This window comes from candidate division KSB1 bacterium, assembly GCA_034506395.1.
GTDB lineage: Bacteria > Zhuqueibacterota > Zhuqueibacteria > Thermofontimicrobiales > Thermofontimicrobiaceae > Thermofontimicrobium.
The window spans coordinates 44126-57323 of sequence record JAPDPQ010000001.1; the positions used below are offsets into that span (position 1 = coordinate 44126).

A 13198-nucleotide genomic window follows, 5' to 3' on the forward strand; every position below is an offset into this window, starting at 1 on the left:
GTTGCAGTTTGTTATCAGCCAGTGCCATTTTAGAACCGATTATAATGAACAATATCGCTTAATCTTCTTTTAGGGACATGCAGAACACCTTGATCGTCCTTCCAATATTTAATTGAATCTTTCACTTCTTCCACTACTGGCGACTCATCGGGATAGCCCAATGCCACTACCGAGTCGATTTGATAATGCTGGGGGATGTCAAAAACCGATCTCAATTGATTCCGATCGATCGATCCCAGCCAGCAAGATCCTACATTTTCTTCCAGGGCTGTCAGGATCATGTTTTCGATAGCCGCGGCTGCGTCCACGCTGCCGTTCCCCGATTTGATCTGAGTATTGACCAACACCACAATATACGCCACTGGACGTTTTCCTTCAGGGGGATTCCCCGCAGGAGCAATATAACCTGCCCATTTCAAAGCAGGAAATACCTTGTTCACCATCTCCGGATCATCGACAATAATGAATTCCAATGGCTGCAGATTTGCCCCCGATGGCGCTAATCGTCCTGCGTTGACTAATTTTTCCAATAGCTCCAAAGAAAGCGGTTCTTGTTTAAACCGGCGAATCGTTCGACGCTTCAGAATTATCTCATAAACGCTCACTTTTAACTCCTATTGATTGGCAAAAATTAGTAAATGATATAAACGAATATCAACGCTATCTGAGACGGGCCAAAATCAATTGCAAGGATAATTCAACCCGGATCAGTATTCTCCGAGCCGCCTTTCTTTTTTGCCGGATATAAGCATAGATTTTCGCCTGGATTCCTGCATTCGCAGAAATGACATCATGTTATCTGAATTCGATTTTTATATTAGAAACAAATTAGTGTCTGAACGAAAACTTACCTCTCTGTCATTTCGATTGCAGGGCGAAATCTTCAAAAGAATCTCAAAGTAGTAAGATTCCTCCCTTCGTTCGCAATGACATTTTTAATTCAAATTTAATGGTTTTCATTCAGGCATTGATTAATTTGACATTGAAAATTTTGCCGCAGCAAAATATATTGAAAATTTGGTCGAAAATCAATAGTAAATTTGAACCTCTATTCTGAGTGAAACCGATCGATTAATAGCCCATGCCGCACTCCCCTATCGCTAATGATCACTGACTTGCTCTGCATCTGTTTCATTATCGCCGAGACAATCATCCCACCAGCCAGAATCACATCCGCCCGATCAGCAGGCAGTCCAGGCATCCGCTTGCGTTCGGCAATGGTTTTTGATTTCAATGCGCTCACTAGCGTAGTGACGTCGTGATATGAAAGCTGCAATCCATGAATCAGATTTGCTTGATAACGACGCAATTGGTGCTGCATTGCGCCCAGGGTGGTCATCGTTGCACCGACACCCACCAGAACGCTGATTGGCCCGGACCATGGAATCGCTTGGAATGCTGCTTTGATAGATCGATCAGCCAATTGAACTTCCTCATCGGTCACAGGATCTGAGATCAAAATTTGCTCCGTCAACCGCACCACACCGATATTCAAGCTGATCTTACCTAATAGTTGCCGATCCTGGCTGAGAATGAATTCGGTGCTCCCGCCGCCCACATCGAAGATAAGCCACCGTGCTTTCGGGACAGGCAAACTGGAAATAACCGCCAGCCAAGAGAGGCGCGCTTCCTCTTCACCATCGATGATTTGGATGTTCAAATTAGCTTCTCTGCGCAACCGCTCAACGAAATCTTGTGCATTAGCAGCAGTGCGCAGCGCCATCGTACCGACTGCCAGAATGTGATCCACTTGTTGCTCTCGGGCAATGCCCAGAAACTTCTGAATTGCAGCGATGCTGCGTTCCATTGCAGCAGTATTGAGAAGACCGCTGCTATGCAATCCTTGCCCCAATCGTGTTACCTGAGAGGTATCCAGCACCGTTTCCCAATCTCCGTGGGCATTCTTTTCGGCAATCAGAAATTTTATCGCGTTGGTCCCAATATCGAGAACCGCTGCTCTTCGGATCTCCAAAGCCATGTTCCTCTCAACGAATTAATTCCACCGTTTCTCTCTGATCACTGATCACTAAAACCCCTTTCATCTATTCCTCCCCAATTTCTTTTCCCAGAAAATTGCGAAACCAGAATTGAACATTCTCTCGCGTAGAATGATTTCGCTTTGTCCCGCCAACACCATGTCGAGCATTTGGATAGAGCATCAATTCAAAATCTTTATCAAGGTCCTGAAGTTTGCTGATAAGCTGAATGGTATTTTGCATGTGAACGTTATCATCCATGGTCCCGTGTGTGATCAAAAGATGTCCTTTGTATTTATCGGCGTGAGTGAGCACTGAACCAAATTCGTAGCCCTGAGGATTTTCGTCAGGCCGGTCCATGTAGCGTTCCGTATAAACGCTATCGTACAATCGCCAATCGACCACAGAATATTCGGCAATTCCATGGGTGAAGTAGTCCGCACCATAGGTCAACGCCATGCATGTGGTGTAACCGCCATAGCTTCCCCCGGCGATACCGATACGATTGGGATCAATAAAAGGCTGGCTGCGCAACCATTTTGCCGCCTCGATGAGATCATTCATCTCCCATTTCCCCAGATTGCGATGCATCAGCGCCACTCCTTTTTTTCCGAAATGACCTGAGCCACGATGATCGACGCTGATCATGATGATGCCATGTTGCGCAAAATAGTGCCATCTCAACGATGGGAACGAATTCGACACAGTAGCGGCGGCCGGACCGCCATAGATCTGAAACAGAACTGGGTAACGCTGAGAAGGATCGAAATTCGGTGGCAAGACCCAAATAGCGGGTAAATCATAGCCATCGCCGGATGGGATGCTAAATAATTCCACCTTGCCCAGATCATATTCGTCAAGTAGAGGTGTCCTTTCGGTCCCGAGCGTACGGATGATTTTTCCTTCGGTATCGCAGAGATCGAGTTGGCTCGGATGATGAATACTTTGATGCCGATCGATAAAATATTTTCCGCCCGGCGCAACTTGGCATCGGTGGCTGCCAGGGGTTTTTGTGAGTCGCTTCAAATTTTTACCTTTTAAATCGACGACATAAAGATGGTTTTCGGTGGAGCGCTCTTTTGACCCATGGAAATAGACTAGATCATTCGCCTCGTCCACCAGCGCTATATCATTCACATTCCACTCACCGCTGGTCAGCCGCTGTTTCAATTGACCATCCAAGTCGTGATAATAAAGATGTGCCCAACCGTCTTTATTCGAGCGAAGCAACATCCCTCTGCCGTCTTTGAATAAATAGAGATCCTCAAAAAACTCAACCCAGCTATCCTGATGCTCTTGATAAATCAGCTTGATTTGACCGGTATTGGGATCAGCCGAGTAGATAATCAATTGATCCTGCCCACGATTCATCCATTGAAACAATAATTGTTTGCTATCTGGCGTCCAAAACGGCCAGGCCACATAGTGATCCGCCCGCTCATCGAGATCGACCCAGACCAGCTTGTTCTGATCGAGATGATAAATTCCCAGCCGGACATAAGGATTTGGATCGCCTGCTTTGGGATAGCGAGTGATCTCAAGTTCGCCATGCACACCATCAGCCCGATAGAGCGGGAAAGTCGGTACAGGGCTATCATCGAATCGCAGGAACGCGATCATGTTGCTATTCGGCGCCCACCAGAATGCTGCATAGCGCGAGGCTCGGCCTAAGATCTCTTCATAATACACCCAAGAGGCATAACCATTGTAGACCGTCTCGGACCCATCACAGGTCAGTTGGCGCTCAAGCCCGCTCTCCAGGTCCAATGCGTAAAGGTTATTTTGTCGCGTATAGGCAACATAGCGCCCGTTGGGCGAAAACTTCCCATTTTTCTCTGGAGCTGGTGTGGCAGTGATCTGTCTGAAGATTCGTTTCAAAGGAGAATAATAATAAAGATCATTTTCAGAGTTGAAGAGAAAACCGCTGTAATCCTCCAAACGATCTTCAAAGCTTTGCAACGAAAATCCCTCTGACAGGAGATCCTTGTGCTTCTCCTCGTCAAAATAAATCGATGACTCTCCAGTGCGGGCATTGACTCGCAGCACCTTCCGAGTCGCTTTTGGACCTGTTCCAACTATTTGCCACTCCAGGTAATGTTTCTCATCCAGCCATCCAACGATCATGGGCAAATTTCCCAACAATTTTGGCTCAGCTCCTTTGAACACCTGGTTGAACGTGAGTCGCTTTTTTTGTGCCCAATTGTCCGAATAGGTCATTCCAAGTAATGAAAAAGTAACGAGCCAGAAAATAATCTTACCAAATCTCCCTTCCATGGTCACCTCTTTGAATTTCGATCAAAATTAATATCGGCAAATATAAGTGGAACTTTGCTAGGCCTAATTCTTTCGATTGGCCTAATAATAACGAAAATTATTTTTAATTTCAAGCATAAAATCCCTCATCAGAAAAAAGATCACGAAATGGAATTTCATAATTAGATGTCGTTTCTCAGTCACTTAATTAAAAAAAATCGAATGGAGGATTTCAACAATTGATCTTCATCGAACCTTATTCTTGCTTTTTTAAATTTATTTTTGTACATTTGCCATCGCTTTAAAATTGTGGTTGATCATTTCTATACGGATTGATGGAATGAAGCTGAATCGACTGAAAGTTGCACTATTGTTCACATTGGTGATACTTTGCACTGGATGCGACCTGACAACCAAATGGTTGGCTGCTCAACATCTCCAATGGGCCAATCCCGTGACCATTATTCCCAATTTGATCGAACTTCGCTATACGGAAAATGAGGCCATTGCGTTCAGTATGTTGCGTTCGATCGATTCTGGGACGCGGAGGTGGATCATCTATTCGCTGTCCACTTTTGCGTTGATCTTCCTTGTGCTGATGATTTGGGAGGTACGAAAAGATTCATTCCTGGGATTGACAGCGTTGATGCTGATTCTCTCGGGTGCAATTGGCAATCTGACCGAACGGATCTTCCGCGGCTATGTGATCGACTTCATTCACCTCCATTATTATGATCGGTTCAGCTGGCCAATCTTCAACGTTGCGGACATTCTGATCACCTGCGGCGGAATTCTATTGGCAATCCTGATGCTCCGCAGAAAGAAAAAACATACTGAATAATTTGGCCACTATCAATTGGATGAAACAATATAATAATCGGCACGCCATTGCTGCCGCCAATTTGATGTCATTATTAAAATGATTTTTTATCGTTTTTTGAAACGATCTTTCCCCTCCAAAATCGCTCTATGCATCCTTTTCGCGCGATTCGAGCGGTGAACTCATGATCATTTCATCTCGATAATGCAAATGGGGCATAGGGGGATCAATCAAATTCATTTGTGTAAACCATGGTTTCTTCGTGAAGAGGCAATGATGATGGATTTCAGCGTTGTTCCCACAGCACCAATTGATGTCGATCAACTAAAAGCTCAATTGATAAACTTATGCGACCAATTCAATATTACCCGATTTGAACCGGATGACATCGTTGAACTCATTGAAGATGGAGAGACTGTCGACTGGATTATCAGTCAATTGCGATTGGATAATGCGGAACTGGATGGGGCGCAATTCGAATCAGTACTAAATGGGCTGGCATCGGTCCTTGCCCCTCCAAAAGAAGCGGAATTGATCGAGGAAGCGGGGGTTGAGGCTGGTGAGGAACAGCCTGAAGTCGGCGAGGTGGAAGAAACGGAGGCAGCAGAGGCGATCCCAAGCATTGATCTTTCGCAGCTTGATCTCGGACAATTGGCCCCTCAGCTGGAAGAGTTGATGGGCGCGAAGTTGCCTCCTGGGATTAATTTGAAACAGATCCAAAAAATGATGGCCTCTCCTCAGGGCGCTTTTTTGGCCGATTTCGGATTGTTCTGTCAGGAGCAGGGGTTCGATATGAACGCCATATCGGATCCAAAGCAGCTTGAGGCATTGAATGAGCAATGGATGGCAACACCGAGACCAGCCTTTGAAGGCAAAACTCCTGCCGAAGTCGCCCGAGAAAACCCAACGCTTTATTCGTTTAAAAAAGTGGAAACATACCGCCGAACCGAACCGCGCATTGGCAGAAACGACCCTTGCCCCTGCGGTAGTGGGAAAAAGTACAAAAAATGTTGTGGGAAAGGGAAATGACGAATTGAAACTTTTCAGATATCATAAATCACAAATCCCTTAGCAGCAGGCGACGATGATTTTTAGGGAAAAAATGCTGGAAATTGAATCAAGATAGGCCATAAATTATCACAAATCCCTTCTCTCCATGCCAGGGCATCAGTTATGGTCAAAGTTTATTGTGCTTCTTTATATCGCTATGAAATTATCAGAGTCCGAAAGCACCTTGTTTTTTAATTTGTACCATCCTTTGCTGCTGTTTGCAAATCAGCAATACCCAGTGATCAACGACGTGTTTACTGTGGATGGGTTGCGAAAAAAGTCTTCCGAGCAGTTGAGCGCGCTGCGACAGGTGCTCTACCAGTATCCAATTTTATTCGATCAGTTCGTTGCTGCGAATCCATTTCATTTTTTACCGCATGAACTGGAACTCATCAAAAGCTGGCAACGTTGGATCGTTGGGCGTTTTTTTATTTTCAGGGAGACCAATTATTACACCATTTTTCTTTCGAACATTCGGCCAATCCGAGCTTACGCGGTTCTGGCGCTCAACTCCCGATTCTCTGAAATCTTTGCTGCCTCTTTGCCCGTTTATGTTGAAACAGCTCTATTGCCCTTTCGCGACAAAATAATCGCTGATGGAATCTTCAGCTATTTTCGATTGCAATTCAGCCATGGCTTCATCCGTAAATTGCATCAATCCTATATGGAGGCGATTGATCACGAAGGCATCATCACATCACTTTAATCCTTTAGATCATTTTGGGATCGAGTTTTCAAATCCAAAGTAGATTCGACCTTCATTCCAAAAATTTCATACCGCTTACTTCGCAGCACACCCTTAGCTGTGATCGAAATCGATCGTTTAATATCTGGTAGTGCCAATTTCATGCGGTCATTAGCTTTTCATTTCATCATTTCTTGCTATTTTAGCATTCAGCGGCGAGACCATTCTCCGATGACCCTTGCTCAGCCACAAGCTGCGTTTGTTGTCGGTTTGCAATTTAGATCATGTTTAGGGTTTTGAGGAGAAAGATGCCCAAGGAGATAGTAATGATCGATCCAAGGGTGGTCATGACGATGATGTTGCCGGCCAATTCGCTATTGCAGCCCATTGCTTCCGCCATAACAAAGCTGACGATGGCGGAGGGGGTGGCGAACAAGAGAAATACCACCCCCAGGTCCTGACCAGAAAGACCCAATCGAAAGCCCAGCACTGCGATGGTTGCAGGGATAATGACGATTTTCAAAATGGTAGCGACCGCCGCCAATCGCGCATCTTTTTTGATTTGCTCAAAATCCAATGAACCGCCGATCCCGAGCAGCGCCAGGGGCAATGTAATAGCCGCCAGGCTATTGATGGTTGTGATCAAAAACTGAGGTAACTCGATGTCGAAATACGAAAATGGCAGGGCGATGATGGTCGCAAGGATAAGTGGGTTGGTGAAAATTTCGGACAACATCTGCTGGAGCGTCAACTGTTTGTCGGCCCGGATCGGTACCGTCAATGCGATGATTGCCAGAATGTTATAGAGTGGCATGACGAACGCCAACAAAATGGCCGCCTTACTCAGCGCTGCCGGACCAAACATGTTAGCGATCAGGGCAAAACCGATAATTGCAAAATTGCTGCGAAAACTGCCTTGAATAAATGAAGCGCGATCCCGACCATTATTTGACAACCCCAGAGAGATCAGCCAGCTCAATGCAAAAAAAAAGAGCACACTGAGATAAACAAACAGGATCAGCTTTAGGCTGAAAGTCATTTTCAAATCGGTGCGCGAAAGGCTCTCGAATACCAGTGCTGGGGCGGCAACGGTGAACACGATTTTCGAAGAGATGCTCACAAAATTGCCATTGATTAACCCCTTTTTCTTCAATCCATATCCCAAAAAAATAATCAAGAATACCGGGGCCACCCCATTGAATGAGAAAATCAGATTTTGCATCGAAGGTTCTCTATTTCTCTCAAGGATTTTCATCGCGACAGATCGGTTGAAAATCCTCATTGTAAAATATTCTGTTTTTGCTCCAAATAATAAATATAATTCTCGAAAGAGACATCGGAGGGCACACGATGATCGACCATCGGGATATAGCCTCCCTGGTCTACCAGCGGAGCAATTCGCTCCAGCTCCCGATCGATGGCTTCTTTGCCTTTGATCAATGCTGTTTTATCCACACCGCCCATTAATAATATCGCATTGCCATATCGCTGTCGCAGCAGAACCGGATCGGTATGGAGCGCCTCGATCGGAAACATGCAATTGATCCCTGCCTCCAACCAACCAGGCACTAACTCATATATACAGCCATCGCAGTCAAGCACATTAATATCGACGCCATATTTTTGCAGCGCTGCCGTAACCCGTTTATAGCGTGGCACCATCAGTTCCTGAAACAGCTTGGGCGAAATCAACGGCCCGCGATTATAACACATATCCTCCCACCACCAGGCCATATCGACTCGAATTCCTGGGAGACTTTGCTCGATCAGCTGCAGTGTCAATTGGGTCAGATGCTCCATCATCTCTTCCACCCAGTCGCGATCAGTCATGATCGCAATAGACAGGTTTTCCATCCCCATCCAGTTTCGGAGAACGCCATAAAGGGAGCCGGCATCGAATCGGATTGGCATCCCGATCGCATGAGCTTCCACCACGGCTGCTCGAACATCTCCGATTCGCTCAGCGAAATTCGGATCGAGATGCTCAGTTCGATAGCGTTCCCAATCTTCCCGGGTCTCAATACCGAATTTCAGATAGCGAGGGATGGTCTCACCAAATTTTGGTGACTGACAGATGATCCCTTCTTCATTTTGATAGACCCTGTAGTCGGCTCCTTCCTCTAATACACGGTAGTCGAACCGCGGACAAAGGCCATTTTTAGCAGGTAGCCAGGGGATAATCTCTACGCCCTCCAACCCCAAATATCGTTCGACATCTTGGTTCGTTTTCACATGAACTGGCAGACCTTGCGTATGCCATTTCTCGATCGTCTCATCCCAATAGCCGAATTCCATATTAGGAACGCGATCTGGCTTTTGCCAGTGCATCACTCTATAAAAACGTTCTTGGGTCGTCATTTTCGTCTCCAGTCATTGGTTTGACTTTAGCCGTCTGCAAGATTCCAAAATGCTACCCTGGGAATGTAGACACATCTGAATTTGCCGTTCAAAAAAATTAACGATGATCTTGCATTCGGAGCAATGTTTGGATCGATTTGAATCGCTTAATATAGTGCTCTCGCCCTAAAATAGCAAGCAAAACTTTCTGTTTGATCCAAGCCATATGAGACAAAAGTTTTCCTTGAAATTTTGGTTTTTTTTCTTAAATTGAATCTATAAGCATATCGATCTCGATAAACTGCTCTCCATTTTTATGATGAGCAGAACTTTTTGCAATCTCAAGGAATGATAGATCGAAATATTAGGATTGGAGCAATAGAACGAATCGTCAAAATAGGAGCGAATATCAGTGACGCCGAGAGTTGAGAAATTAAGAAGACAAAGCCTGGAGACTCCGACATCGATTACAGCAGAGCGAGCGGTTTTAATCACCGAATTCTATCGATCGCATGATGCATTGACTATCTCAGCGCCGATGCGCCGGGCATTGGCGTTCAAATATCTGATGGAACATAAAGCCGTTTGCATCAACGATGGTGAGTTGATCGTTGGCGAGCGCGGACCGGCTCCTCGGTCAACCCCAACATTCCCAGAGATCTGCTGCCATACGATTGAGGAGCTTGAGATCCTCAATTCGAGGGAAAAAGTGAGCTACGCGGTCTCTGAAGAAACCAAGCGGATTTATCGCGAGCAAATTATTCCCTATTGGAAGGGAAAGACTATTCGGGAAAAGATCTTTGAGGAGATGACCGATGAGTGGAAAGCGGCCTATCGCGCTGGGATTTTTACCGAGTTCATGGAGCAACGCGCTCCTGGTCATACAGCATTAGATGACAAAATTTACTTGAAAGGCTTTTTGGGATTTAAGAAAGAGATCGAAGAGCAACTGAGTCGATTGGATTATCTAAACGATCCGGAAGCGTACGAGAAGCAGGAACAGCTCAAAGCCATGGCCATTGCTGCGGATGCCATCATTCGCTATGCCGAACGACATGCCGAACTCGCCCAACAAATGGCCCGCAAAGAATCTGATCCAGTCAGGAAACGCGAACTTGAGCAAATTGCAGAAATCTGCGCCTATGTCCCAGCCAATCCGCCACGAACCTTCTGGGAGGCGCTGCAGGCGTACTGGTTCACCCATGTTGGGGTGATTTCGGAATTAAACACCTGGGACGCCATCTGCCCTGGCCGATTCGATCAGCATTTTTATCCGTTTTACAAAAAGGACATTGAGTCTGGTCTATTGTCTCGAGAGGCCGCTAAGGAGCTTCTGCAATGCTTCTGGATCAAATTCAACAATCAGCCCGCCCCTCCAAAGGTGGGCGTCACTGCTCAGGAGAGCGGGACTTATAACGATTTTGCGCTGATTTCGCTGGCCGGACAAACGCGCGATGGAAAAGACGGTGCCAACGAGCTCTCCTATTTATGCCTCGATGTATTGGAGGAATTGCGGCTGGTGCAGCCCCACTGTTGCGTTCAATTGAGCCAGCAAAATCCCGATCGCCTGCTGAAGCGTGCGCTCGAGGTCAATCGCACTGGTCTGGGTCAACCCTCGATCTTCAATCATGACGCCGTGGTCCAGGAGCTTATTCGCCAGGGCAAATCTATCGAAGACGCGAGGACCGGCGGCACCAGTGGGTGTGTGGAGACCGGGGCATTGGGCAAGGAAAATTACAATCTCACCGGCTACTTTAATATGATGAAAGTGCTGGAAATCACGCTCCACAATGGCGTCGATCCCCGTACTGGAGAAAAGATCGGGATCGAAACCGGGGATCCCACTCGATTTGAAAATTTTGAGCAATTATTCGAGGCTTATAAAAGACAGCTTCGGCACTTCATCGACATTAAGATCCGAGGCAATAACATCATCGAAAAAATCTATGCGCAATATATGCCCACGCCGTTTCTTTCATTGTTGATTAGCGATTGCATTCAACGTGGTAAAGATTATCACAATGGCGGAGCGCGCTACAATACAAGCTACATCCAGGGCGTTGGTTTGGGCAGCATTACGGACGCCATGAGCTCATTGAAATATCATGTTTACGATCATCGCAAGCTCACCATGGAGCAGATGCTCAGCGTCCTTAAAGATAATTATGAGGGCCATGAAAGGATTCGGCAGATGATGCGCTATCAGACACCCAAGTACGGCAATGACGATGATTATGCCGATGAGATTATGAAGCGGGTATTTGAAGCCTACTTTGAAGCGATCGATGGCAGGAAAAATATGAAAGGAGGAACTTATCGCATCAACTTGCTCCCGACGACGGTTCATGTCTACTTTGGCTCAGTGGTGGGAGCAACTCCCGATGGTCGAAAGGCAGGAGACGTACTCTCTGAAGGGGTGTCTCCAGTTCAGGGGGCGGATCGAAACGGTCCAACAGCAGTGATTAAATCGGTAGCCAAAATCGATCATTTACGCACGGGCGGCACTTTGCTGAATCAGAAATTTTCACCTTCGCTACTGAGCAGCGATAACGGACTCGCTGGACTCGCCCATTTGGTACGATCTTATTTTAAAATGAACGGACATCACATCCAATTTAATGTGGTGACCGCTGCTACGCTCCGAGCGGCTCAGCAGCACCCAGAGAAGTATCGCGACCTGATCGTTCGGGTGGCAGGATATAGCGATTATTTCTGCAACTTGAATAAAGGCCTGCAGGATGAGATCATCGCCAGGACCGAACATCAAAGCTTTTAGTTGTCGACCTCAATGAGCTGTTTCACCTCTTATTTCAAAACGAAACGGGTGATGACCAAATTATCAGACCCGATTTCTATCGCGCGACCAATCGAGTAGCTGTCAGTTTGTTTTTGCCTTGGCATTGATTGAATAGGAACTTTTTGCCAGAATTCATTGGTAATAGACCACGATGGCCTTGATCAGCCCAAACAATTTTTTATGAAGTTCCCATGGGATACCATCGACTGACATAGCTGGGTGGCCAAGTTTGCCGTCAACGGCGATTCCAGTTTGAAAATAGCTCTCGATGAGTTTCGTTTCCGCAGCTTCATCGAAAAGCTCGAGAAACTCATCGGCTCGATTCAGACAGAGATATAACCCAGCGATCAGTGCATAAGCTGCCCAATTGGACACTCCGGCCACGATAGTCGCATCGGCTGCCACGCGACAGGCAAATTTGCCCGCGTGGGCTGAGGCGATGTTGCACGCAATAACACGCCATGGAATGGAACCCATGCCGATTTCATTTCCTCCATCACCAATGCCAATCGTAAAAATCGGTTTCGAGGCGATCGTTTTGTTCTCGAATAACAGATGAATGGGGGCTGTGTCCTGACCAACCGGAAGGCCGTTCATCGTGAAGGGCTCGCCTTGCGATTCGCCCGGCCCTTGGGAAAGAAACCTGTTGAAATTGGATTCATCTGATAAATTTTCTTGCTTGGAGAACGATTCGAGGGTATGGCTGGGTCCCACCCGTTCGATCGCGATCAAACAGCTCAGACGGTCATGGTTCAAGAAGAAATTTCGAACTTCTTCCATCATCATGTTGTTGTTGGCATATCGAATATCTTGTGCAGCCACATGATCGGACCGCGACCATTGAGAAGGGAATTCGATCAATTCACAATGATCCAGTTGATTGGCATAAAGGTGAACTCCCTGTGCCAGCAAGGGGAGGCCATAACGATCACTGATGAGCAAGACAGGGTATCCCAGCCGATTCAATCCTCGGGCCAGAAATAATGCACCAGGTGGGCCATCGTTCTCTGGCGCTGGTGGCTGTACATTCGGAATAAAAAAACCTGTCACAATGCCCACCTCATTGCCAGGATGCTCGATCAGAAATTGGATCGCTTTCGCCAAATGACCTTGGGTCCTGGTACAGAGATTATCCTCTGGGATTCGGTGAATTCCGCGGCACCCCACATCGGTTTGAATGAGCCATTCCAATTGCGCAAGCTGCTGCATTTTTATTTGGTCAGAAATTTTCATTCCAGCAGGATCATTGCCTCATAAAAGAACCATCCCATCAATGCTCA

General features: G+C 46.5%; 10 protein-coding genes. 4 read left to right on the forward strand and 6 right to left on the reverse strand.

Features of this window, described 5'->3' with window-relative positions; all coding sequences use genetic code 11:
- Window positions 1-29: 29 nt before the first annotated feature.
- The 3 genes from ONB37_00235 to ONB37_00245 all read right to left on the reverse strand — a co-directional run bounded on the left by ONB37_00235 (window position 30) and on the right by ONB37_00245 (window position 4250).
- Window positions 30-605: a nitroreductase family protein gene (locus tag ONB37_00235; protein MDZ7398565.1), complete on the reverse strand. Its 576-nt coding sequence runs from the start codon at window positions 603-605 to the stop codon at window positions 30-32.
- A gap of 443 nt (window positions 606-1048) precedes the next feature.
- The gene (locus ONB37_00240; GenBank protein MDZ7398566.1) at window positions 1049-1978 is read right to left on the reverse strand and encodes a Ppx/GppA family phosphatase; all 930 of its coding nucleotides are present in this window, start codon (window positions 1976-1978) and stop codon (window positions 1049-1051) included.
- A 64-nt stretch (window positions 1979-2042) separates the two neighbouring features.
- The gene (locus ONB37_00245) at window positions 2043-4250 is read right to left on the reverse strand and encodes a S9 family peptidase (GenBank protein MDZ7398567.1); all 2208 of its coding nucleotides are present in this window, start codon (window positions 4248-4250) and stop codon (window positions 2043-2045) included.
- Window positions 4251-4569: 319 nt separating this feature from the next.
- On the opposite strand from ONB37_00245, the gene lspA reads away from it, so the two are divergent.
- From lspA to ONB37_00260, 3 genes are all read left to right on the forward strand, one after another.
- On the forward strand, window positions 4570-5070 hold the full coding sequence (gene lspA, locus ONB37_00250) for a signal peptidase II (protein MDZ7398568.1): 501 nt from the start codon (window positions 4570-4572) through the stop codon (window positions 5068-5070).
- A gap of 252 nt (window positions 5071-5322) precedes the next feature.
- Window positions 5323-6078 carry an SEC-C metal-binding domain-containing protein gene (locus ONB37_00255; protein MDZ7398569.1) on the forward strand — a complete coding sequence of 252 codons (756 nt, stop codon included), beginning with the start codon at window positions 5323-5325 and terminating at the stop codon, window positions 6076-6078.
- Between the two features lie 178 nt (window positions 6079-6256).
- Window positions 6257-6805: a hypothetical protein gene (locus ONB37_00260; protein MDZ7398570.1), complete on the forward strand. Its 549-nt coding sequence runs from the start codon at window positions 6257-6259 to the stop codon at window positions 6803-6805.
- Window positions 6806-7061: 256 nt separating this feature from the next.
- On the opposite strand, the gene ONB37_00265 is transcribed toward ONB37_00260, so the two are convergent.
- Both ONB37_00265 and ONB37_00270 read right to left on the reverse strand, forming a co-directional pair.
- Window positions 7062-8006, reverse strand: coding sequence for an AEC family transporter (locus tag ONB37_00265; GenBank protein ID MDZ7398571.1), 945 nt, complete (start codon window positions 8004-8006; stop codon window positions 7062-7064).
- A gap of 56 nt (window positions 8007-8062) precedes the next feature.
- Window positions 8063-9142 (reverse strand): uroporphyrinogen decarboxylase family protein, encoded by a 1080-nt coding sequence (locus tag ONB37_00270; GenBank protein MDZ7398572.1) that lies wholly within the window; start codon window positions 9140-9142, stop codon window positions 8063-8065.
- A 391-nt stretch (window positions 9143-9533) separates the two neighbouring features.
- Between ONB37_00270 and ONB37_00275 the strand changes: the two genes are divergently transcribed.
- A complete protein-coding gene (locus ONB37_00275; GenBank protein MDZ7398573.1) occupies window positions 9534-11897 on the forward strand; it encodes a glycyl radical protein in 2364 nt (787 codons plus the stop codon).
- 153 nt (window positions 11898-12050) lie between these two features.
- On the opposite strand, the gene ONB37_00280 is transcribed toward ONB37_00275, so the two are convergent.
- Complete coding sequence (locus ONB37_00280; GenBank protein ID MDZ7398574.1) at window positions 12051-13151, reverse strand: DUF4392 domain-containing protein; 1101 nt, start codon at window positions 13149-13151, stop codon at window positions 12051-12053.
- Window positions 13152-13198: the final 47 nt, after the last annotated feature.